Annotated in this window: 22 protein-coding genes; 5 read left to right on the top strand and 17 right to left on the bottom strand. The window is 56.6% G+C overall.

The window, feature by feature from the left end:
• Nucleotides 1-22: 22 nt before the first annotated feature.
• The 8 genes from tatC to udp form a co-directional block, all read right to left on the bottom strand.
• Complete coding sequence (gene tatC, locus O1721_RS04770) at nucleotides 23-793, bottom strand: Sec-independent protein translocase subunit TatC (RefSeq protein WP_032646822.1); 771 nt, start codon at nucleotides 791-793, stop codon at nucleotides 23-25.
• 2 nt (nucleotides 794-795) lie between these two features.
• Nucleotides 796-1,338 carry a Sec-independent protein translocase protein TatB gene (gene tatB / locus O1721_RS04765; protein ID WP_003860783.1) on the bottom strand — a complete coding sequence of 181 codons (543 nt, stop codon included), beginning with the start codon at nucleotides 1,336-1,338 and terminating at the stop codon, nucleotides 796-798.
• 3 nt (nucleotides 1,339-1,341) lie between these two features.
• A complete protein-coding gene (tatA, locus tag O1721_RS04760) occupies nucleotides 1,342-1,596 on the bottom strand; it encodes a Sec-independent protein translocase subunit TatA (protein ID WP_003860787.1) in 255 nt (84 codons plus the stop codon).
• Nucleotides 1,597-1,672: 76 nt separating this feature from the next.
• Nucleotides 1,673-3,313 carry a ubiquinone biosynthesis regulatory protein kinase UbiB gene (gene ubiB / locus O1721_RS04755; RefSeq protein ID WP_017694740.1) on the bottom strand — a complete coding sequence of 547 codons (1,641 nt, stop codon included), beginning with the start codon at nucleotides 3,311-3,313 and terminating at the stop codon, nucleotides 1,673-1,675.
• Nucleotides 3,310-3,915, bottom strand: coding sequence for a ubiquinone biosynthesis protein UbiJ (ubiJ, locus tag O1721_RS04750; protein WP_023295740.1), 606 nt, complete (start codon nucleotides 3,913-3,915; stop codon nucleotides 3,310-3,312). Before ubiJ ends, ubiB begins: the two co-directional genes overlap by 4 nt.
• Nucleotides 3,916-3,928: 13 nt before the next feature.
• Complete coding sequence (gene ubiE / locus O1721_RS04745) at nucleotides 3,929-4,684, bottom strand: bifunctional demethylmenaquinone methyltransferase/2-methoxy-6-polyprenyl-1,4-benzoquinol methylase UbiE (RefSeq protein ID WP_003860790.1); 756 nt, start codon at nucleotides 4,682-4,684, stop codon at nucleotides 3,929-3,931.
• A 66-nt stretch (nucleotides 4,685-4,750) separates the two neighbouring features.
• On the bottom strand, nucleotides 4,751-6,208 hold the full coding sequence (gene rmuC, locus O1721_RS04740; RefSeq protein WP_032646818.1) for a DNA recombination protein RmuC: 1,458 nt from the start codon (nucleotides 6,206-6,208) through the stop codon (nucleotides 4,751-4,753).
• Between the two features lie 139 nt (nucleotides 6,209-6,347).
• Nucleotides 6,348-7,109: a uridine phosphorylase gene (udp, locus tag O1721_RS04735; RefSeq protein ID WP_003860792.1), complete on the bottom strand. Its 762-nt coding sequence runs from the start codon at nucleotides 7,107-7,109 to the stop codon at nucleotides 6,348-6,350.
• Nucleotides 7,110-7,368: 259 nt separating this feature from the next.
• Between udp and O1721_RS04730 the strand changes: the two genes are divergently transcribed.
• A complete protein-coding gene (locus O1721_RS04730; RefSeq protein ID WP_032646815.1) occupies nucleotides 7,369-8,175 on the top strand; it encodes a dienelactone hydrolase family protein in 807 nt (268 codons plus the stop codon).
• 47 nt (nucleotides 8,176-8,222) lie between these two features.
• Here O1721_RS04730 and metE read toward each other — a convergent pair whose 3' ends face one another.
• Nucleotides 8,223-10,484 carry a 5-methyltetrahydropteroyltriglutamate--homocysteine S-methyltransferase gene (gene metE / locus O1721_RS04725; RefSeq protein WP_032646813.1) on the bottom strand — a complete coding sequence of 754 codons (2,262 nt, stop codon included), beginning with the start codon at nucleotides 10,482-10,484 and terminating at the stop codon, nucleotides 8,223-8,225.
• 116 nt (nucleotides 10,485-10,600) lie between these two features.
• Here metE and metR point away from each other — a divergent pair, with 116 nt between their 5' ends.
• Nucleotides 10,601-11,554 carry an HTH-type transcriptional regulator MetR gene (metR, locus tag O1721_RS04720; protein ID WP_015570000.1) on the top strand — a complete coding sequence of 318 codons (954 nt, stop codon included), beginning with the start codon at nucleotides 10,601-10,603 and terminating at the stop codon, nucleotides 11,552-11,554.
• Here the strand turns inward: metR and O1721_RS04715 are convergent.
• The 3 genes from O1721_RS04715 to pldB form a co-directional block, all read right to left on the bottom strand.
• Nucleotides 11,442-12,341 (bottom strand): carboxylate/amino acid/amine transporter, encoded by a 900-nt coding sequence (locus tag O1721_RS04715; protein WP_023295736.1) that lies wholly within the window; start codon nucleotides 12,339-12,341, stop codon nucleotides 11,442-11,444. The two genes, metR and O1721_RS04715, sit on opposite strands and share 113 nt — an antisense overlap.
• Nucleotides 12,342-12,423: 82 nt before the next feature.
• Nucleotides 12,424-13,224, bottom strand: coding sequence for a sugar/pyridoxal phosphate phosphatase YigL (gene yigL, locus O1721_RS04710; RefSeq protein WP_015570001.1), 801 nt, complete (start codon nucleotides 13,222-13,224; stop codon nucleotides 12,424-12,426).
• 31 nt (nucleotides 13,225-13,255) lie between these two features.
• Nucleotides 13,256-14,248: a lysophospholipase L2 gene (gene pldB / locus O1721_RS04705; protein ID WP_015570002.1), complete on the bottom strand. Its 993-nt coding sequence runs from the start codon at nucleotides 14,246-14,248 to the stop codon at nucleotides 13,256-13,258.
• Nucleotides 14,249-14,359: 111 nt separating this feature from the next.
• Between pldB and rhtB the strand changes: the two genes are divergently transcribed.
• Nucleotides 14,360-14,980: a homoserine/homoserine lactone efflux protein gene (gene rhtB / locus O1721_RS04700; protein ID WP_006812363.1), complete on the top strand. Its 621-nt coding sequence runs from the start codon at nucleotides 14,360-14,362 to the stop codon at nucleotides 14,978-14,980.
• On the opposite strand, the gene rhtC is transcribed toward rhtB, so the two are convergent.
• The 3 genes from rhtC to pldA form a co-directional block, all read right to left on the bottom strand.
• Nucleotides 14,977-15,597, bottom strand: a complete 621-nt coding sequence (gene rhtC, locus O1721_RS04695; RefSeq protein WP_006179256.1) for a threonine export protein RhtC — start codon at nucleotides 15,595-15,597, stop codon at nucleotides 14,977-14,979. The genes rhtB and rhtC overlap by 4 nt on opposite strands.
• 61 nt (nucleotides 15,598-15,658) lie before the next feature.
• Nucleotides 15,659-17,488 (bottom strand): ATP-dependent DNA helicase RecQ, encoded by a 1,830-nt coding sequence (recQ, locus tag O1721_RS04690; RefSeq protein WP_032646811.1) that lies wholly within the window; start codon nucleotides 17,486-17,488, stop codon nucleotides 15,659-15,661.
• A 90-nt stretch (nucleotides 17,489-17,578) separates the two neighbouring features.
• A complete protein-coding gene (gene pldA / locus O1721_RS04685) occupies nucleotides 17,579-18,448 on the bottom strand; it encodes a phospholipase A (RefSeq protein ID WP_003860803.1) in 870 nt (289 codons plus the stop codon).
• Between the two features lie 160 nt (nucleotides 18,449-18,608).
• Between pldA and yigI the strand changes: the two genes are divergently transcribed.
• Nucleotides 18,609-19,076, top strand: coding sequence for an acyl-CoA thioesterase YigI (gene yigI, locus O1721_RS04680; RefSeq protein ID WP_006812366.1), 468 nt, complete (start codon nucleotides 18,609-18,611; stop codon nucleotides 19,074-19,076).
• 51 nt (nucleotides 19,077-19,127) lie between these two features.
• Nucleotides 19,128-20,024, top strand: a complete 897-nt coding sequence (rarD, locus tag O1721_RS04675; protein WP_017694744.1) for an EamA family transporter RarD — start codon at nucleotides 19,128-19,130, stop codon at nucleotides 20,022-20,024.
• A gap of 428 nt (nucleotides 20,025-20,452) precedes the next feature.
• On the opposite strand, the gene corA is transcribed toward rarD, so the two are convergent.
• Complete coding sequence (corA, locus tag O1721_RS04670; RefSeq protein WP_003860807.1) at nucleotides 20,453-21,403, bottom strand: magnesium/cobalt transporter CorA; 951 nt, start codon at nucleotides 21,401-21,403, stop codon at nucleotides 20,453-20,455.
• Nucleotides 21,404-21,553: 150 nt separating this feature from the next.
• Entirely contained in the window at nucleotides 21,554-21,610 is a 57-nt protein-coding gene (gene ysgD / locus O1721_RS04665; protein ID WP_212743980.1) for a YsgD/CorL family protein, read from the bottom strand.
• Nucleotides 21,611-21,720 lie beyond the last annotated feature (110 nt).

The raw sequence follows: 21,720 nt of genomic DNA, 5'->3' as shown, positions 1-21,720 counted from the left end.
CCGCCCTGACGGGCGGTTGGTTTTATTCTTTAGTGGTCTCTTCAGACGGCTCGTCTTCTTCGTCCCCGGTACGCCCCTTTCCGACGTAGAAACGAGCGAAGAACACGCCGACTTCAAACAGGCAGTACATGGGTATCGCCAGTAAGGTTTGCGAGAAGACGTCCGGTGGCGTTAACAGCATACCTACAACAAATGCCCCCACCAGGATGTACGGGCGCTTCTTACGCAGATCGTCAGGCGTGGTCACCCCCACCCAGCAGAGCAGGACAATTGCTACGGGCACCTCGAAGGCGACACCAAAGGCCATAAACAGCGCCATCACGAAGCTGAGGTAGCTGGCGATGTCCGTCGACACCTGTACCCCTTCCGGTGCGGTATGCGTCAGGAAGCCGAAGGCCAGCGGGAAGACAACGAAGTAGGCGAACGCCATGCCGATATAAAACAGCAGCGAACTGGACACCAGCAGCGGAATAACCAGCTTGCGTTCATGCTTGTACAGCGCGGGCGCCACAAATGCCCAGACCTGATACAGAATGACCGGCGCAGAGGCAATCAACGACACCCAGAAGGTCAGTTTGATCGGGGTAAAGAACGGTGAAGCAACGTCTGTTGCAATCATCGTCGCGCCCAGAGGCATCTGTTTAATCAGCGGCGCGGAAACCACCTGATAGATATCGTTGGCAAAATAGACCAGACATAAAAAAATGAGGAAAACCGCAATAATGCAGTTTAACAGGCGCTTACGCAGCTCAATGAGGTGCGTAATAAGCGGTTGAGTATCATCTACTGCCATGTTTACGCTTTATCACTCGACGAGGGGGATGATTCGGAAACGGGCGCGGCGGGTTTTACCTCAGCCGTTTTGACCACGGGCTCTTCCGGCGGCACCTGCTTTTTCACTTCGGGCTCCTGCGGCGATTGCTCTGGCGAAGCAGCCTGATGCTCCGCGCTGGAAGGCGTTACACCCTCGCGCTGCTCTTCGCTACCCTTCACCACCGGATTGTGGATGGTGTTTGCTTCATCGCTCGCCTTCTCAGGATCGTTAATGCTGTAAGAACGCTTCATGGATTCCGCCGCTTCGCGCAACTCATCCATTGATGCTTTCAGCTCCGGCGTCAGGTTGTCCATGCTCGCCTTTTCAACCTTTTTCAGGCTGTCCTGAAATTCCTGAAGCTTCAGCTCCTGCGCCAGCTCGTTCTGCACGGTAGTTGCCAGCGAGCGAAGCGCCCGCACCCAGCCCACGACGGTTTTCACCGCAACGGGTAAACGCTGCGGCCCCAACACAATCAGACCAATCACAAAGACCAGCAGTAACTCACCAAAACCAATGTCGAACACGAATTACACCTGCTCTTTATCGTGACGTTTAGCCTCTTCCTTTTTGGCTTCGTCCTGCTTATCGGCGATGGATTTAGCGGTAAAATCAGCATCCTGACTGGTTTTTTCCTGCTTATTCTCATCATCGCTCATGGCTTTCTTGAAGCCTTTGATTGACGCGCCCAGGTCGGAACCAATCGATCCGAGTTTTTTCGTGCCAAACAGCAGCACAACGATGACGGCAATGATCACTAACTGCCAGATACTGATACCACCCATGCGTGTTCCCCAGTGATAGATGATTAATTAGTCAGATCGCATTATACGTATGCAATCTCTCGATAGCGACGCTAATTCAGCGCGTTTTTCGCCAGCCAGCAAGCCAGACAACCACACCGGCAGCCATAATCCAGGCTGGCATCATTTCCCAGTCCGGACGATTGATCAACAGCAACGTGCCGCTTATCAGCAGCGTCGCGCCAATTCCGAAGAGATAGCGGGACTGCCCCTGACGCACGCGACTGGATTGAAGCTCGTGCGCGATTTTATCCATGCTGTGCTGAAGGTTCTTGCTCTGACGCAAACTGTCGTAAACCAGTTCAGGAATTTCAGGCATTTTTTCAATCCAGAACGGGCCTTTCTCTTTAAGCGAGCGAACCAGGGCTGGAATACCGACCTGATCCTTAATCCAGGATTCGAGGAACGGTTTCGCGGTTTTCCACAAGTCTAACTGAGGATAGAGCTGGCGGCCTACGCCCTCAACGTAAAGTAATGTTTTCTGAAGTAAAACTAATTGTGGCTGCACTTCCATATTGAAACGGCGTGCGGTGTTGAACAGGTTGAGCAGGACGTGTCCGAAAGAGATCTCCGAGAGCGGCTTTTCAAAAATCGGCTCACAGACGGTGCGGATCGCAAATTCAAACTCTTCCACGTTGGTATCTGGCGGAACCCAGCCTGAATCCACGTGCAGCTCGGCCACCTTACGGTAGTCGCGATTGAAGAAAGCGATAAAGTTCTCTGCGAGGTAGCGCTTATCCTCTTTATTTAGCGAGCCGACAATACCGCAGTCGATGCCGATGTATTTCGGATCTTCCGGGTGCTCATAGCTGACGAAGATGTTGCCCGGATGCATGTCTGCATGGAAGAAGCTGTCGCGGAAAACCTGAGTAAAGAAGACCTGCACGCCACGCTCGGCCAGCAGCTTCATGTTGGTGCCCTGTTTTTCCAGCGCCGCCACGTCCGAGACCGGAATACCGTAGATACGTTCCATTACCATCATGTTCTGACTGCAATAGTCAGAATAGACTTCAGGAACATACAGCATCGGGCTGTCTTCAAAGTTTCGACGCAGCTGAATGGCGTTCGCCGATTCACGCAGCAGGTTAAGCTCGTCAATCAGCGTTTTTTCGTATTCCCGAACCACTTCCAGCGGACGCAGACGGCGACCATCCGGCAACAGACGCGGCACCCAGCGAGCCAGGCGATAAATCAGCTTCATGTCTGCTTTGATAACCGGCAGGATATCCGGACGAATCACTTTGATGACCACCTCTTTGCCATTTTCCTTCAGGCGCGCGGTGTGAACCTGCGCAATAGAGGCAGAGGCCAGGGGCTGAATATCGAAATCATCAAACCAGGTCTCGATGGGGATATTGCCCATCGCTTCTTCGATTTGTTTCTTCGCTCTCTCTCCGTCAAACGGAGCAACGCGGTCCTGCAATAGCGCGAGCTGATCGGCAATCTGCGGTGGGAAAAGGTCGCGACGTGTTGAGAGCATCTGCCCAAACTTGATCCAGACCGGGCCCAGCTCCTGTAACGCAAGACGCAGGCGTGCGCCCAGCTCCTGATCCTTATGGCGATTCGGCATCCAGAACAGCGTGCGACGCCAAAGCCGAAGCGGCAGGGTGATACGCATTCTGGGGATAAGCTCGTCGAGCCCGTAGCTCAAAAAGGTGCGAACGATAAAATAGAGGCGCCGAATTTCACCAGGCGTCATTTGCCCTCCAGTTTTTCCAGCCGTTTGGTTAACGCATCAACTGCGCGCTCAACTGCCGCGGTCTCTTCTGCAAACCAGGCGACTTCTAAAGGCCCCGGCGCCATACGCCACTCTTCGGTCAGCACCTCGGCAGCGTAGCGCTGTTGACGGAGCAGACCTTTACGAAGGAAAGCGGAACCCGTGCGCAGCGTTTTGCTTATACCTTCAGCCGCGATGTCGCCGATATAGGGCGCCATCAGTTCCGCCGGGTCGAATTCAGCCTGATCGCTGAGTGCAACGAAGTTCTGTACCACCTGAATATCGCCTTCGACCTCCAGCTCACCGCTGCGAATAAGCGCCGTCATCTGCTGACGGTCACGCAGTTTTGGCAATACGCTCATGTGCGTAATCACCGAGCAGTCAGCCTCGCCTTCCCACTCACCCAGAACGTCAAGCTGGCGTTCGCTGAAGACCAACACAAGCGGCGTCGAGAACTCCTTTAAAACGATGCGCAGCACCTTTCCGTTAAGCCGCTGACGTGCGGTTTTCAGCGCCGGAGCGCGATACAGAAAGGCATTCAGTACATTCTCGATGCCTGCGGTGACTAAGGGTTTAATGGGCACGGGAAACCTCCACTCAGAACTTGTAACCACGATGCAGCGCGACGACACCCGCCGTCATATTGAAGTATTCCACGTTTTCAAACTCCGCATCCTGCATCATCGCTTTCAGCGTGTCCTGATCCGGGTGCATTCGGATGGATTCGGCCAGATAACGGTAACTTTCTGCATCGTTTGCCACCAGCTCGCCGATGCGCGGCAGAACGTGGAAGGAATAGGCATCGTAAGCTTTGCTCAGCGGGTCGATAATCGGTTTAGAAAACTCGAGAACCAGCAGTCGGCCGCCCGGCTTCAGCACGCGGTACATGGAGCGCAGCGCTTTATCTTTATCGGTCACGTTACGCAGACCGAAAGAGATGGTGATGCAGTCGAACGTATTATCCGGGAACGGCAGCGCTTCGGCGTTGGCCTGAACATATTCAACGTTGCCCACCACGCCGATGTTACGCAACTTTTCGCGTCCCATTTTCAGCATGGAGTCGTTGATATCCGCCAGCACCACGCGGCCGGTTTCGCCAACCAGACGGGAGAATTTAGCGGTCAGATCCCCTGTGCCTCCGGCTAAATCCAGCACCGTTTGTCCACGGCGCACGCCGCTGCAATCAATAGTGAAGCGCTTCCACAAGCGATGAATGCCGAATGACATCAAATCATTCATCACATCGTACTTCGCCGCCACGGAATGAAATACGTGGGCCACCATGTCAGCTTTCTGCGCTTTGGCGACAGTCTGAAAGCCAAAGTGCGTTGTGTCTTGTGAATCGTCAACCATCTCAGAGCCTGCTAATCAGTCAAATGTTCGTGAAGTGTAACAGATTGGGCGCATTTGCCCTACGTTTCAACCACCGTGAAAGAAACGCGCCGGCTGTGCTTCGGGGGATAAATTTGCCGCTAAACCATTGTCTTCATTGCGGCTATTTTGCTCACCGTCGCCTTCACGCAGACGAAACTCTTCGTCCTGAGCCGTAGCCTGCTCCACCAGTTCCGGATTAATCTCGCGTTTAACTTCCACCCCCAGGCTGCGAAACGCCTCCGCCTGCGCCAGCAAATTGCCACGCCCGGAGGAGAGTTTTTTCATCGCCTGGCGGTAGTTATCCTGCGCGCGCTCGAGGCTTTGCCCCACCGAGGACATATCGTCCACAAACAGCCGCATTTTGTCGTACAGCTTGCTGGCGCGATCGGCAATCTGCTGCGCGTTACGGCTTTGGTGCTCATAGCGCCACAGGTTGGCAATGGTACGTAACGCCACCAGCAGCGTGGTGGGGCTGACCAGCATAATGTTATTTTTCAGCGCTTCGGTGATCAGCTCGGGCTGTCTGTCGAGCGCCAGAAGGAACGCAGGCTCGACCGGAATGAACATCAGCACATAATCCAGCGATCGCAGCCCCGGCAACTGCTGATAATCTTTTCTGCCAAGCAGACGGATATGGTTACGCACGGAGGCGATGTGCTCCTGCAACGCTGTTTCGCGGGTGTAGTCATCTTCCGCGTTGAAGTAGCGCTCATAGGCCACCAGCGTCATTTTGGCGTCGATAACCACATCTTTGCCCTGCGGCAGACGAACAATGACATCCGGCTGCATCCGCGAGCGCGTATCGTTCTCAATGCTGACCTGCGTTTCATATTCGTATCCTTCGCGCAGGCCAGAGGCCTCCAGCACGCGCGTCATGACCACTTCGCCCCAGTTTCCCTGCGCTTTGTTATCACCTTTCAGTGCGCGTGTCAGGTTAACCGCCTCCTGCGCCATCTGCGCATTCAGCTGCTGGAGATTACGAATTTCATGCGCCAGCGTGTGGCGCTCGCGGGCCTCCTGACCAAAGCTGTCCTGTACCTGACGGCGAAAGCCATCCAACTGCTCACGCAGGGGCGTCAGCAGGCTGTTCAGGCTCTGGCGGTTCTGCTCATCCACGCGGCGATTGCTGTGCTCAAAAATGCGGTTCGCGAGGTTCTCAAACTGCTCGCTAAGACGCTGCTCGCTGTTGATCATCTGACGGATTTTGTCTTCGGCGTGCAGTTGGGTGGACTCAAGACGGGTGGTCACTTCCCGGAGATCGGCCTCCAGCGAGGTGTTGATATCACGCAGATTGCGCAGTTCGTTATTGAGCAGTTCGCACTCGTCGCGCCAGTGGTCACTCAGCGCAAGCTGTTGTTTCGTCGCGCTGAGTTCGGCGACGATCTCTTCGCGCTCTGCCAGCTGTTCGGCTTTCTGCTGCGCATGCTGGTAGCCGGAAATGAGCCAGCCAATCCCCACGCTCACCAGCGCAACTACCGCATAAACCAGGATTGAGATATCCACAATGCCCCCTGCATCCACGTCTAACCCGCACAAAATAGAATTGTGCTGTATGAACGTCCAGTTTGAAAGGGTTTTCCTGCGAGGCGTTACGCAAAAAGAAAAGGCCGAGCATGTCGGCCTTTTAGCACTGAAGAGAGAATTAGATCAGGCGGCGCGCCGCTTCAACCACGATTTTCACCGCATGGCTTTCAGTCTGCTTCATGGTTTCAGCGTTCGGGATCTCCTGCTGAGTCCGGTTGACGATTACGCCCGCCACCATACCGGCACGCAGACCCTGGCTTGCGCACATGGTCAGCAGCGTCGCAGATTCCATTTCGTAGTTCATGACGCCCATCGACTGCCACTCTTCCATGGAGCCTTTGAAACGGCTCACCACGCGACCAGAGAAGGTGTCGTAACGCTCCTGGCCCGGGTAGAAGGTGTCGGAAGAGGCAGTTACGCCCACGTGGGTGGTGGCGCCCACGGACTTCGCGGCTTCAACCAGCGCGGTGGTGCATTCGAAATCGGCCACTGCCGGGAATTCCATCGGTGCAAAGTGCAGGCTCGCCCCGTCCAGACGCACGGAGGCGGTGGTAACCAGCACGTCGCCCACGTTGATGTGCGGCTGAATGGCGCCGGTGGTGCCGATACGCAGGAAAGTACGAATGCCCAGCTGCGCCAGCTCTTCAACGGCGATAGAGGTAGACGGGCCACCAATACCGGTAGAGCACACGATCACCGCTTTACCGTCCAGCTCTGCGCGCCAGGTGGTGAATTCGCGATGGGCTGCCAGCTTAACCGGCTTATCCATCAGCGCGGCGATCTTTTCCACACGCTCAGGATCGCCAGGGACGATAGCAAGCGTAGCCCCTTGTAAATCGTTTTTAGTGAGGCCGAGATGAAAAACATCAGACTTAGACATAGGTGACTCCTCTGTGGGTCGGTTTGTCAGAAGAAGTAAAACGGTACTTTACAGAAGCAATGCGCATCATTTCGTGACACACCTCACCATGAATGAAAATGATTGCAGTTAATTTCCATAAAATAGTGATTCACATCACATTAACAAGTTATATCGCCGGGTGCTGCACAAAAGATAGACGCTATAAGGCACTGTGGGTTGTTAACCTGGTGTCTATATTTATCTTTGCGCTAATCCATTCATTGGTACGGAGAATGCCATGACTGAAAAAACCGGTTTTGCACCTGCTGCGGCCCCGCACGCTTCAACCATCGTCTCAACCCCTGAAGAAGCCATTACCGCAGGCGAGACCTCCATTCCCTCCCAGGGAGAGAACATGCCAGCGTACCACGCGCGGCCAAAATCTGCCGATGGCCCGCTGCCCATCGTGATCGTGGTGCAGGAAATATTTGGCGTTCATGAACATATTCGCGACCTCTGCCGCCGTCTGGCGCTGGAAGGTTACCTGGCCGTTGCGCCGGAACTCTATTTCCGTCAGGGCGATCCGAATGATTACAGCGACATCCCGACGCTGTTCAGCAACCTGGTCAGCAAAGTCCCGGACGCGCAGGTGCTGGCCGATCTGGACCACGTTGCCAGCTGGGCGGCGCGCAACGGTGGCGACCCGCACCGTCTGATGGTGACCGGCTTCTGCTGGGGCGGACGCATAAGCTGGCTGTATGCCGCGCACAATCCGCAGCTGAAAGCCGCTGTGGCCTGGTACGGTAAACTGGTGGGTGAAAAGACTCTGAACTCGCCAAAGCATCCGGTTGATATCGCCACCGATCTCAATGCCCCGGTGTTAGGGCTGTATGGCGGTCAGGATACCGGCATTCCGCTTGATACCGTCGAGACCATGCGCCACGCGCTGCGGGCGGCAAACGCGACGGCGGAGATCGTGGTGTACCCGGATGCGGGACACGCGTTTAATGCCGATTATCGTCCGAGCTATCACGCAGAATCGGCGAAAGATGGCTGGCAGAGAATGCTGGCGTGGTTCAGCCAGTACGGCGGGAAGAAAGCGTAATACAAAAAGCCCGGTGGCGGCTGCGCCAACCGGGCAATCCAGCCCAACTACGCCTGACGCAAATTCTGCGCCGCCTGCACCATGTTCGCCAGCGCCGCGCGGGTTTCAGGCCAGCCGCGGGTTTTCAGGCCGCAGTCCGGGTTTACCCACAGACGTTCCGCCGGGATGCGCCGGGCGGCTTTTCTCAGCAGCGCTTCAATCCACTCCACGCTCGGCACGTTAGGAGAGTGAATGTCGTACACGCCCGGCCCGATTTCGTTCGGGTAGTCGAACTCTTCGAACGACTCCAGCAGCTCCATATCTGAACGCGAGGTCTCGATGGTGATCACATCGGCGTCGAGCGCGGCAATGGCGTCCATGATGTCGTTAAATTCGCAGTAACACATGTGGGTGTGGATCTGCGTGTCGTCCTTCGCGACGGCCGCGTTGAGGCGGAACGCCTCCACGCCCCACGTCAGATAAGCATCCCAGTCGCTGCGACGCAGCGGCAGGCCTTCACGCAGCGCCGGTTCGTCGATCTGAATGATGCCAATCCCCGCCGCTTCCAGATCCGCCACTTCATCACGCAGCGCCAGGGCGATCTGTTTGGCGATGGTTTCCCGGGATACATCTTCACGCGGGAACGACCAGCAGAGAATGGTCACCGGCCCCGTCAGCATGCCTTTTACCGGTTTGTCGGTCAGAGACTGGGCATACTTCGCCCACTCCACGGTGATCGCTTCCGGGCGGCTGACGTCGCCGATCACCACCGGCGGCTTCACGCAGCGGGAGCCGTAGCTTTGCACCCAGCCGTTCTGGGTAAAGACGAAGCCGTCCAGGTGTTCACCGAAGTATTCCACCATATCGTTACGCTCGGCCTCGCCGTGCACCAGCACGTCCAGACCCAGACGTTCCTGCTCGACGATTGCCTGTTTGATGTGTTCCGCAATGCCGGTGCGGTAATGATTCGCATCCAGATTGCCCTTTTTGAAGTCCAGACGCAGGCCGCGGATCTCGGTAGTCTGCGGGAAGGAGCCGATGGTTGTGGTCGGCCACGCGGGCAGGTTAAAGCGCGCACGCTGGGCTTCGGCGCGCACTTCATACGGGCTCTGGCGCTGGCTGTCCCGGGCAGTGATGGCCGCCAGACGTTTTTCCACCACAGGGTTATGCACGCGCGTCGAGTGACGGCGCGCCTGGATCGGCGCGCTCCAGTCGGTAATCGCTGCCGTGTCGCCGCTGTTTAACGCGTCGCGCAGCAGAGCCAGCTCCTCACATTTTTGCAGGGCGAAGGCAAACCAGCTTTTCACCTCAGGGTCGAGTCGGGTCTCCACGCTCAGGTCGATCGGGCTGTGCAGCAGGGAACAGGAAGAGGCTACCCACAATTCACGTTTACCGACAATATCCTTAATTTGTGCATATTTCTCAGTGAGATCGGCGCGCCAGACGTTACGACCATTCACCAGACCGGCAGAGAGCAGCCACTCCGCAGGCAGACGCTTGTGCAACTCTGCCACATCGTCTTTGCCGTGAACGAGATCAACGTGCAGACCCTGAACCGGCAGCGCAGTAATGGTGTCGAGGTTAGGCGTTACGCCCTCGAAATAGGTGGTCAGCAGCAGCTTCACCTGGCCCGTGAGCGCGTCATACGCCGGTTTGAAGGCATCCAGCCACGCCTGCGGCAACTCAAGCACCAGCGCCGGTTCATCGATTTGCACCCACTGAATACCGCGCTTACCCAGCTCAATCAGAACCTGCTTATAAACCGGCAGAATAGCGTTCAGCAGGCTGAGGCGGTCGAACTGCTCGCCTTTCACTTTGCCCAGCCACAGGTAGGTGACCGGCCCCAGCAGCACGGGTTTCACCTGGTGACCCAGCGCCAGCGCTTCGTCCACTTCATCCAGAAGCTGGGTCCAGGTCAGTTTGAACTGCTGGCCCTTAACGAACTCCGGCACCATATAGTGATAGTTGGTGTTAAACCACTTGGTCATTTCCGCCGCTGCCGCTGGCTCACCCGTTGGCGCGCGGCCACGGCCGATGCGGAACAGGGTATCGATATCCACCGATCCATCGTTGTTCTGATGACGAGCCGGCACGTTGCCAAGCAGCAGGCTGGTGGTCAGAACATGGTCGTACCAGGCGAAATCGCCCACCGGCAGCAGGTCTACGCCCGCCTGTTTTTGCTGATCCCAGTGACGCGCGCGCAGCTCGCGTCCCACGGCCAGCAGTTCTTCGCGGGTGGCGTTACCCGCCCAGTAACTTTCTTGCGCTTTTTTCAGCTCGCGACGCAGGCCAACGCGAGGGAAACCGAGAGTGTGAGTGCGGATTGTCATGACATACCCCTTGTAGAAATTCGTTATTTAGACGTCCAGATGTTTACACTTCTATAATTGGCAGGTACTGTATATTCCTCAAGCGCAAAATGTTCATGGCGAAGTGAAGGACTTTCATGATCGAGATAAAACACCTGAAAACGCTACAAGCGTTGCGGAACTGCGGTTCTCTTGCGGCGGCAGCGGCCACGCTGCACCAGACTCAGTCTGCCCTTTCTCACCAGTTCAGCGATCTGGAACAACGCCTCGGCTTTCGTCTTTTTGTGCGTAAGAGCCAGCCTTTGCGCTTTACGCCGCAGGGCGAAATTTTGCTTCAGCTGGCGAACCAGGTGCTGCCGCAGATTGCCAGCGCGTTGCAGTCCTGCAACGAGCCGCAGCAGACCACCCTGCGCATCGCCATTGAGTGTCACAGCTGTATTCAGTGGCTGACCCCCGCGCTTGAGAACTTCCGCCAGAAGTGGCCGCAGGTGGAGATGGACTTCAAATCCGGCGTCACGTTTGATCCGCAGCCGTCGCTTCAGCAGGGTGAGCTGGATCTGGTGATGACCTCAGATATTCTACCGCGCAGCGGTCTGCACTATTCGCCAATGTTTGATTTTGAGGTGCGTCTGGTGCTGGCCCCGGACCATCCGCTGGCCGCTAAAACGCGTATCACGCCGGAAGATCTGGCAACGGAGACGCTGCTGATTTACCCGGTACAGCGCAGTCGTCTGGATATCTGGCGCCATTTCCTGCAACCCGCGGGCATCAGCCCACAGCTGAAAAGCGTGGATAACACGCTGCTGTTAATTCAGATGGTGGCGGCCAGAATGGGGATTGCGGCGCTGCCGCACTGGGTGGTCGAGACGGTTGAACGCCAGGGTCTGGTGGTCACCAAAACCCTGGGTGAAGGACTGTGGAGCCGGCTGTACGCCGCCGTGCGCGACGGCGAGCAGCGTCAGCCGATTACGGAAGCGTTTATTCGCTCAGCGCGGAACCACGCGTGCGACCATCTTCCGTTTGTGCGGAGCGCGGAGCGACCCAGCGGCGATGTACCCACAGCGAAGCCAGGATCACCGTTCCCCCAATAAGGAAACTCGGCCAGTGCGGCTGCTCCTGCCAGATGGCGAGGTTCACCAGTAGCCCCGCCGGCACGTGCACATTGTTCATGATCCCCAGCGTCCCGGCGTCTACCTGCGTAGCGCCGTAGTTCCACATAAAATAGCCCAGCCCCGACGCCACCACGCCCAGCCAGACCAGAACGCTCCACTGCACGGAGGTAGTCGGCAGCTTTTGCGGATTGCCGAGCAGAAACCACGCCGCTACCGCGACAATCGCCGCGCCCATATAGAACCACGCAAACGCGTTATGCTGCGGCATCGGGCGGGTCTCCATCAGACGTTTGTAACCCACCATCCCGATGGCAAAGCTGATATTAGCGAGCTGGACGAACATCAGCCCGGTCCAGAAGTGATCGCTTACCTTGTCATAGCGAATAATCGCAGCGCCAATGACTGCCAGCGCAGCGCTCAGCAGATATCCCCAGCGCAAACGGCGCCTGCTGAGCAAGTCGTAAATCAGCGTGATGTAGAGCGGCGTCAGCACGGTGAAGAGCAGAAATTCCGAGACGGACAGGTAAACGTAGGCCCGGAAGCTGAACAGGTACATGATGCCGAGCTGCATCGCGCCTACCAGCATGTACAGCAGTATCGTTTTTAGCGACTGCCCGCGGGTACGCAGGAACGGCAGGAACACCAGCGCCGCCAGCCCCACGCGCATCAGTACCGAGAAGTAGCTGTCGACCGATCCGGCAAGGTATTCGCCAATCAGACTAAAGGAGAAGGCCCACAGGATAGTGGTGATAATGAGTAGCGCCACAATGCTTGTCTCTCAGAAAGAAGGAGAGGCATTGTAGCGAACTCTTTAGTTGACATCTGAACAATAAACAATCAATTGAAGATTATTCAAGGAACAGTTTGCGCAGATACTTAGGCACGGCGTTATCGCCGTTGGTGCCGATCACTTCCAGCTCCGGGTGCAGATCTTTCAGGCGCTGGTGCGCGTTCTGCATGATGCAGCCTTTACCCGCCATGGAGAGCATCTCGGCATCGTTCATGCCATCGCCAAAGGCGATACAGTCTTTCAGATCAAAGCCCAGCCGTTTCGCTACCGCTTCCAGCGCGTGACCTTTGGACACCCCGCCCGCCATCACTTCCAGACAGGTCAGCGTGGAGAAGCTCACGTTCACGCGGTCGCCCCAGCGGGCGTTGATCGCCTGCTCCAGCGGCAGTAACTCCTCATGATTTACACAGGTGAAGAATACCTTGCTGATCCCTTCCGGCTCCAGCAGACCCGGCTCGTACAGTGAGTACTGGAATACGGCTTCCTTGAAGAAGCGCATCTCTTCCGGGCGATGGCGGTTCATAAACCACTCGTCGTCGCGGTAAACGTTAGTCACGATATCCGGGTTGTTATGCACAATGCCGAACAAATCGGTGGCGATGTCACGATCGAGATTATGGGTAAAAATCAGGTTGCCGTCCGTGTCATGTACGCGCGCACCGTTAGAGGTGATCATGTACGACTTGATCTCCAGGTTATCGCGGATCTGTCCCACGTCCACGTGGTGGCGACCGGTGGCGAACACAAAGTTCACGCCACGGGCAGTCAGGAGTTTTAGGGTCTCTTTCGCATAAGGCGACAGGGTGTGGTCGGGGGAAAGCAGCGTGCCATCTAAATCAGATGCAACAACCTGGTACATAGGGATTTCAACCTCTGGTGGAAAACAATAATCAGTTATGCCTGTTGAAAAATTCAACAATGGCGTTGAGCGCGACTGAGCGCATAGCGTCCTTTTCAAAAAGGATCTCATGGTACGCACCGTTGATGACCAGCGGTTTACCCCCTTCACAGGGATGGCCCGCAGCGGCGCGAAGTTCACAATAGCGGTCATGCATGCGGTTATCCACCACACGCTCTTCTTCCGCCTGGATCAGGAGCGTCGGCGTGTCATCATCGCCTACGCCCGCCAGCACCTGCTCACCGGCATGAATACCTTCCCGCACCCAGTGCCAGGTGGGGCCGCCGACCCGCAGACGCGGTTCATCGGCATAAAAACGCAGGTTGCGGCGATAACGCTGCCGGCTGTGGGTTAACACGTTGATGGCAAATGGCAATGCCCGCCAGCGTCCTGTTCCGATGGCATAGCCTTCTCGAATGCGCTGATGGCCCTCAGCCCAGTCGAGAAGATGGCGCACCATCCAGTCAGGAAAACGTATCACAATGCCGTACATCGGCGCGGTCAGCGCAATGGCGTCACACTGGTGCTTATGGCGCTGCAAAAACAACGTCGAGATCGCCCCCCCCATGGAGTGGGCAAGAATATAACGCTTGCGCCACGGTCCGGGCTGCACTTCCTGCTGCCAGAACGCGGCCAGATCGTCGACGTAATCGCTGAAGTTATCCACGTGGCCGCGATGGGTATCCGGCAACATCCTGCCAGAAAGCCCCTGCCCGCGATGGTCGATAATTAACACATCAAAGCCCAGATGGAACAGGTCATACGCCAGCTCGGCATATTTGATATAGCTTTCGATGCGCCCGGGGCAGACCACAATCACCCGGTCATTTTTTTCATCACGGAAACGAACGAAGCGCACCGGGATTTCCCCGACGCCCATAAACTCATCTTCCTCACGCTGGCGCCAGAAATCGGTCAGCGGCCCCATGGAGAAAGCAGCAAATGCGTTTTCTCGTGTTTCCCAGTCCTTTTTCTGCTGAAACATTGGGTTTCCACCCCCCGTAATTCAGGGAATATCGTTTTTTTCGTTACCGGTCACAAAATGACTCAACAATAGCGTATTGTGGCATAAAAACAGACGATCCGGGAGTTTCAAATGACCTTCGAATGGTGGTTCGCCTACCTGCTGACATCCATCATCCTCAGCCTTTCACCTGGCTCGGGCGCAATCAACACCATGACCACCTCCATTAATCACGGCTATCGCGGCGCGGCGGCGTCAATCGCCGGTTTACAGACCGGGCTTGGCATTCATATTGTGCTGGTGGGGATTGGTCTGGGCACGCTGTTCTCCCGTTCGGTGCTGGCCTTCGAGGTGCTGAAATGGGCTGGCGCAGCGTATCTTATCTGGCTGGGTATTCAGCAGTGGCGCGCCGCAGGCTCGATTGATCTGCATACGCTCTCCCGGACGCAAACACGCGGCCACCTGTTTAAACGCGCGGTGTTCGTTAACCTGACCAACCCGAAAAGCATCGTGTTCCTCGCCGCCCTGTTCCCGCAGTTTATCGTGCCGCATCAGCCACAGGTGATGCAGTACGTGGTGCTGGGCGCGACCACCATTATTGTCGATATCATTGTGATGATTGGTTACGCGACGCTGGCGCAGCGAATTGCGGCGTGGATCAAAGGGCCTAAGCAGATGAAGGCCCTGAACAAAGTCTTTGGTTCGCTGTTTATGCTGGTTGGCGCGCTGCTTGCGTCAGCGCGTCATGCTTAGCGAGAAATGATGAGATGAATGCCGAAGCCGGCGAACAGCGCGCCGGCAAAGCCGTCGATCCATTTCGCGATGCGCTGGTAGCCGCGACGCATCGCCGGTAAGGCAAACAGGCTTGCCACAACGGTAAACCAGGCGAACGTCTCAACAACGATCAGCAGGAAGATCCCCCAGCGCGCGCCCGCGCCGACGTTATCCCCCACAAACAGCGAGAACACAGAGCCGAAGTAGATAATCGCTTTCGGGTTCGCCAGGTTGGTCAGCAGCCCTTTCACAAAGCTACGGCCGCCCGTTGCCAGCTCAACCTTTGGCTCTTCCGGCTTTTTCTCTTCTTTCTTCAGCGCCCCGCGCAGCATCTGGTAGCCCATCCAGCACAGGTACAGACCGCCGCCGACCATGATGATGTTATGCAGCCACGCCATTTTCGCCAGGATCAGGTTCAGACCGAGCAGCGCAACCGCCGCCCAGACCATGACGCCCATGGTAATACCGAGCACACCCATCATCGCCTCTTTACGGGAGCGGCTGACGGCCGTTTGCGACACGAAGAAAAAGTCAGGGCCAGGGCTCATCAGCGCAACGATGTGCACTAACGCCACGGTGAGAAATAGCATTAACATAATTAGCTCGCGGGGAAATAATACAGTGAGTCACCATCCTGGCACTTTTTCGCCCGGCTGACTACTCCTCATCATCACCATCAGCGTGGGAACGGATGAGCGCCATAAACTCTTTACCAAAGCGCTCCAGCTTACGCGTGCCGACGCCGTTGACGCTGAGCATCTCGCTGGCGCTGAGCGGCATTTGCTCGGCCATCTCGATCAGCGTCGCGTCGTTGAACACCACGTATGGCGGGATGTTCTCTTCATCCGCAATGGCTTTACGCAACTTACGCAGCTTGGCGAACAGCTTGCGGTCGTAGTTGCCGCCGTAGGATTTTTGCATCACGCGCGGCTTCAGGGCGACGACGCGCGGAACGGCGAGCTTCAGTTCAACCTCGCCACGCAGGACCGGTCGCGCCGCTTCGGTCAACTGAAGCGCAGAGTGCTGGGCAATATTTTGCGTGGCAAAGCCGAGATGGATCAGCTGGCGGATGATACTCACCCAGTGCTCATGGCTCTGGTCTTTCCCGATGCCGTAAACCGGCAGCTTGTCGTGACCCATGTCGCGGATACGCTGGTTGTTAGCCCCGCGCAGCACTTCAACGACGTAGCCCATCCCAAAGCGCTGGTTCACGCGTCCGATAGTCGAGAGCGCTTTGCGCGCGTCCATCAGGCCATCGTACTGCTTCGGCGGGTCGAGGCAGATATCGCAGTTGCCGCACGGCGCCTGACGCCCTTCACCAAAGTAGTTGAGCAGCACCAGACGGCGGCAGGTTTGCGCTTCGGCGAAGGCCCCCATCGCGTTAAGCTTGTGGCGTTCGATATCCTGCAACTGCCCCTGCGGTTTCTCCTCAAGACAGCGGCGCAGCCACGCCATATCCGCTGGATCGTAAAACAGCATCGCTTCCGCAGGCAGGCCGTCACGCCCGGCGCGGCCGGTTTCCTGATAGTAGGATTCGATATTGCGCGGAATGTCGAAATGCACCACAAAGCGCACGTTGGGCTTGTTGATTCCCATCCCGAACGCCACCGTTGCGACCACGATTTGCAGGTCGTCGCGCTGGAATTTCTCCTGCACGTCGGCGCGGATATGGTTCTCCAGCCCGGCGTGATAGGCCGCGGCGCTAAAGCCACGGTTTTGCAGACGGGCGGCGGTGTCTTCCACCTTCGCACGGCTGTTGCAGTAGATGATGCCGGACTTACCGCGCTGCTCCTGCACGTAGCGTAAGAGCTGATCCAGCGGCTTGAACTTCTCCATCAGCATATAGCGGATGTTCGGGCGGTCGAAGCTGCTGACCTGAATATACGGGTCGTTCAGCCCCAGCAGGCGAACGATGTCCTGACGCGTGGTGTCGTCTGCCGTAGCGGTAAGCGCCATAAACGGCAGTTCGGGGAAGCGCTGACGAAGCTGGCCGAGGGCGGCATATTCCGGGCGGAAATCGTGCCCCCACTGGGAGATACAGTGCGCTTCATCCACCGCCAGCAGCACCGGATTCCAGTGCGCCAGATGATCGAGGAAGTTGTCCAGCATCAGGCGTTCTGGCGCGATATACAGCAGGCGGATCTGCCCGGTACGACACCCGGCCATTACTTCTTGCTGTTGCTCGCGGGTCTGCGTCGAGTTCAGACAGGCCGCCGCCACGCCGTTGGCAAGCAGCTGGTCGACCTGGTCTTTCATCAGGGAAATAAGAGGCGATACCACGACCGTCAGGCCATTAAGCACCAGCGCGGGCACCTGATAGCAGAGCGATTTACCGCCGCCGGTCGGCATGACCACCAGGCAATCGCGGCCTTCCAGCACGGTTTCAATGATGGTTTCCTGGCCGGGGCGGAACTGCTGGTAGCCAAAGGTTTCATGCAAAACCTGTTTAGCCAGCGATTCCTGATTCAATACTTCCGCCTGCGCCACGTTAACCCCATATGCCAGAAATGAAACAGGCGCTATTTTCAGCGCCTGAGAGAGAAACTTCAACGTTTAACGCAAAAACATTCGAGCAGCTTAGAAAATATCGTTCAGCATCACGCCCACACCGACGCGGGTCTGGTTGAAGTTGTAGTCGATCAGCGATTCGCCATACCCGCTATACACCTGAGTATAGAGACGAACGTGTTTCGTCACCGGGTAGCTCAGGCCCAGCTCTGCGCCGCCGTAGCCGGTATTCCAGTTGTACTGGCCTTTGGCACTCAGCACCGCGTCACCCAGCTGATAGCCCACTTTAAGCTGATAGTAGCCCATGTATTTGGTGATATCCGGGTTGTCATCGGTGCTGCCCACCACGTACCACGGCTTCACTTCCACCATGAAATTGCCGTTCTGCGCCATCAGACGCGTATAGATGCGGTTCCAGCTGCGTGAGGTTGGGTCGGAACGCCCGTTGGAATCGTGGTTATAGCCCACCTCCACGTCTCGCAGCGTCCAGCCTGCAAACTCATAATCGGTGGCGAAACCGAGGAACAGCTGCGGTTCATAGTTGGTTTCGCGGAACGGTGAAGATTCTCCGCTGTTTGAGAGCTGCCACCATGACTTCTGCGTGTAAGACGCGCCAAGTACCGAGTTCGGCCCCAGGATGCCGCGCCAGAACGGGAAGGCGAGGCTGAGCTGGAACTTCACCTCATCTTTACGCGCATTATCAGACCAGTTATAGGAGCTTATCGCCTCTTTGTTGAGATCGCTGGTCTGGGTGTAGATCACGTAGTTTGTGTCATACGGGTACAGCGTGAACGGATTGTCATGCTCCTGAAGCATATTGGCGATGATGCTGCCCTTAACGGCAGGTTTATCATGCACCTCTTTGATCGTCGCTTCCTGCGCATATGCTGTGAGGGGCAGCGCAACCGCCGCCAGTAACCAACCCAGATACGTCCGCATCGGTGGTGTTCTCCTGAAATGGTGACATTTAATGAATAGTTTTGTCCGGGCATTCTACAGACTTCTGCGATAACTTCCGCTTCCTCGTTTCTTAAAGTGGCATTCCTTTATCCTGAAGCATAAAATCAACATTTTGTTAACAACAAGGATGCCACGTCAGATGTCAGCCACACTCACCGCCGAAGAAACCTTAAAGCTCGTGGGCGAGATTTTTGTGTACCACATGCCGTTCAACCGTGCACTGGGTCTTGAGCTGGAGCGATACGAAAAAGACTTCGCTCAGCTGAGTTTCAATAATCAGCCAATGATGGTCGGTAACTGGGCGCAAAGCATTTTGCACGGCGGGGTGATTGCCTCCGCGCTGGACGTGGCGGCCGGTCTGGTGTGCGTGGGTAGCACGCTTACGCGCCATGACACCATCAACGAAGATGAGTTACGCCAGCGCCTGTCGCGCATGGGCACCATCGATTTACGCGTCGACTACCTGCGTCCGGGACGCGGAAACCGCTTCACCTGCACCAGCAGCCTGCTGCGCGCCGGGAATAAAGTTGCCGTCGCCCGCGTTGAGCTGCATAACGAAGAGCAGGTTTATATCGCCAGCGCAACCGCCACTTATATGGTGGGTTGAGACGGCAAATTCGGGTAAAATTACTTCACTTTTTTGTAACGGATTTTCCCGATGGATGCTAAACAGACGCGGCAGGGCGTTTTACTCGCCCTTGCCGCTTATTTTATTTGGGGTATCGCACCGGCGTACTTCAAACTTATCGCCTATGTCCCGGCGGACGAGATCCTCACTCACCGCGTTATCTGGTCGTTTTTCTTCATGATTGCGCTGATGAGTATCAGCCGTCAGTGGTCAGGCGTCAAAACGCTGCTGAAAACCCCGAAGAAGGTCTTCCTGCTCGCTCTCTCTGCGGTGCTGATTGGCGGAAACTGGCTGCTGTTTATCTGGGCGGTGAATAACCATCACATGCTCGAAGCCAGCCTGGGCTACTTTATTAACCCGCTGGTCAATATTTTGCTGGGGATGATTTTCCTCGGCGAGCGCTTTCGCCGGATGCAGTGGGTGGCGGTGATTCTGGCCTTCTGCGGCGTGCTGGTACAGCTGTGGACCTTCGGCTCACTGCCGGTTATCGCCCTGGGGCTGGCGTTCAGCTTTGCCTTCTACGGCCTGGTGCGTAAAAAAATTGCCGTGGAAGCGCAGACGGGAATGCTGTTTGAAACCCTGTGGCTGCTGCCTGTCGCCGCGATCTACCTGTTCGGTATTGCCGACAGCGCCACCAGCCACATGGGCAGCAACCCATGGTCGCTGAACCTGATGCTGATGGCCGCAGGCGTGGTCACAACGATCCCCCTGCTGTGCTTTACCGGCGCGGCAACGCGTCTGCGCCTCTCCACGCTGGGCTTCTTCCAGTACATTGGCCCCACGCTGATGTTCCTGCTGGCGGTGGTGTTTTACGGCGAGGTGCCGGGTGCGGATAAGATGGTGACGTTCGCCTTTATCTGGGTGGCGCTGGCCATCTTTGTTGCGGATGCGATTTATACCCAGCGCAGGGTGCGCAAAGGGCTGTGATGTTGCCCTCACCCTAACCCTCTCCCACAGGGGAGAGGGTTCCCCAGTAATTTGAAAGCAAAAGCGATAACGTTGCCTCAGAATAACTGAGGGCTTTACAGGGATGTTACCTCCGCCCGTCCCCGATAAGCCGGAAGGAATAAGCCGAAGGCACCGCGAAGCGGCGATTTTCCGCCGGAAGCCCGGGTCGCCAGGGTGGTGGCGACTGAGCCACCCTGGCACGTTCACCGGTCATGTCGTGACAGAGTAGCAAGGAACATAAAGTGAACGGAATGACCACCAGAGCCGTATGTTCCCCCTCACCCCAGCCCTCTCCCTCAAGGGAGAGGGGGCCGTCTGTGCAGGCATTATTTTGTGGGGAACCCTCTCCCACAGGGAGAGGGAATTCGATCGTAGGGCGGGTAAGCGCAGCGCCACCCGCCAGATTTTTACAGCCAGTTCTTCCGCTTGAAGTACAGATACGGCGCCAGCCCGGCGAGGATCATAAAGATAATCGCCCCCGGGTAGCCAAAGCTCCACTTCAGCTCCGGCATAAACTCGAAGTTCATCCCGTAGCTGGACGCCACCAGCGTCGGCGGCAGGAACACCACGGACACCACCGAGAAGATCTTGATGATGCGGTTCTGCTCGATGTTGATAAAGCCCATCGCCGCCTGCATCAGGAAGTTGACCTTCTGGAACAGGGATTCGTTGTGCGGCAGCAGGGATTCGATATCGCGTAAGATCTCACGCGCCTGCTCCAGCTGACCGCCCGGCAGACGCGCCTTGCGCACCAGGAAGTTCAGCGCGCGCTGGGTATCCATCAGACACAAACGCACCTTCCAGCCGATATCTTCCAGCTCTGCCAGCGTGGACAACGCTTCGTCGTACTCATCGCCCTGATGGCCTTCCATGATCACGCGGCTCAGCTTTTCCAGGTCGCTGTAGATGTTTTCGATTTCATCCGCCAGCTGTTCGATTTTGGTTTCGAACAGATCCAGCAGCAGCTCATAGGCGTTACCGTCCATCATCGCCTGGCTGCGGGCGCGCATACGGTAGAGACGAAACGCAGGCAGTTCGCGCTCGCGCAGGGTGAACAGGCGGCCATCGCGGATGGTAAACGCCACGGTAGAGTTCCCCGCGTGGTCTTCGGCATCTTCGAAAAAGAAGAAGGAGTGAATGTGCAGGCCGTCTTCGTCTTCAAAAAAACGGGCGGATGCTTCGATGTCTTCCAGTTCCGGGCGTGTCGCCAGGCTTTGCCCCAGTTCAGATTGTACGCGAAGGCGCTCATCGTCGTCCGGCTCGACCAGATCCACCCATACGGCATCAATGAGGGGCTGTGACTCTTCGGCTTCAAGCCGAGTCAGTCGGTTATTTTCGAGTTGAAATGCGCTCAACATGACCGGGACTCCCAATGCAAAAAATATCGGACAGTTCGGTGGGCACACAGAAACAAATTGGGTTTCAGACCATTAAACAGCCTGACTCAGCGCGACGGGAATGATGCAGTCGCTGACAACCACTAAGGCCATCAGCAAGAGGAGATAGCCTTAGGAGTTGTTCCTGGATGACAGGGAATTGAGCCAGTATCTACTGGGTGTGTCCAAGGCGAATGTCCTCTTAGCGTAATCGTGCGCGCATGTTACGCCAGCAATAACTGTGGCGTCAACACGCAACGGAACGCTGAAGGGCATTAATTGACCTTCAACGTATAAGG

Source organism: Enterobacter cloacae complex sp. HYC033_NIDB, assembly GCF_056673335.1.
The sequence above is the reverse complement of the archived record's forward strand: the minus strand, read 5'-3'. Positions and strand labels throughout refer to the sequence as shown.